2 pseudogenes are annotated in these 1,029 nt (G+C 58.0%); both read left to right on the forward strand.

Annotated elements, in window-relative coordinates:
* Positions 1-684 (forward strand): annotated as a pseudogene (locus AACY49_RS29630) (arginine decarboxylase); the annotation flags it as partial.
* 79 nt (positions 685-763) lie between these two features.
* A pseudogene (locus AACY49_RS29635) lies at positions 764-1,029 on the forward strand (putrescine-ornithine antiporter); the annotation flags it as partial.

Raw genomic sequence — 1,029 nt, forward strand, 5'->3', positions numbered from 1 at the left:
ATCAAGGTCACGGTGCTGACGCCTGGCCAGAGGCTCGACGGTCAAATGGAGAACAGTGGCATCCCCGCGCCGCTGGTGTCGTCCTTCCTCTCCAGTCGCGGCATCGTGGTTGAGAAGACTGAGCCGTATTCCATTCTCGTGCTGTTCAGCCTCGGCGTGACCAAAGGCAAATGGGGCTCTCTGATCGCCGGCCTGATGGAATTCAAGAAACATTACGAGAGCAATTCACCGCTGGAGCAAGTCCTGCCCGATCTGGTCGACAACCATGCCGAGCGCTATAGCGGCATGGGGCTCAAGGACCTCGCCGAAGCCATGCACCAGGACATGATCAGCTCGCAGATGCTACGCAACATGGATGCGGCCTACACCTTGCTGCCGGACCCGGTCGCTTCGCCTCGGGCCACCTATGCCAGGCTGGTGAAAGGCGAGATTGAGCAAATCGCCGTGCGAGACATGATCGATCGCACCGTGGCCGTGCAGATCGTTCCTTATCCGCCGGGCATTCCATTGATGATGCCCGGCGAAAAAGCCGGCGCCGACAAAAAGGCCATCGTCGACTACCTGTTGGCGATGGAACTGTTCGATGGCCACTTCCCGGGTTTCGAGCATGACAACCATGGCGTGGAAATCGAGCGTGATAGCCAGGGTCGGCCGACCTACAAGGTCTATGTGGTCAAAAACTAGGGTTTAGCCCCTTGCCCGACGACAAGTAGTCAAGCGCCGGATTCAGGGTCAATGCGTTGAGCAGATCAAGGAGTTTCCGATGGCCGACTCAAGCAAGAAAATGAGCCTCATGGGGCTCACCACACTGGTGACGGTGAACATGATGGGCTCAGGCATCATCATGTTGCCGACGAGCATGGCCCAACTCGGGGCCGTTTCATTGCTGTCATGGATCGTCACTGCCGTCGGTTCCATGGCCATCGCTTACTGCTTTTCCCAATGCGGCATCTACTGTCCGCGCTCAGGCGGGCTATCCGCCTACACCGAAGAGGCGCACGCAAAATCAGGGTTCTTCCTCTGCTCGTA

The sequence above is a fragment of the Pseudomonas sp. EL_65y_Pfl2_R96 genome (assembly GCF_963970905.1).
Classification (GTDB): domain Bacteria; phylum Pseudomonadota; class Gammaproteobacteria; order Pseudomonadales; family Pseudomonadaceae; genus Aquipseudomonas.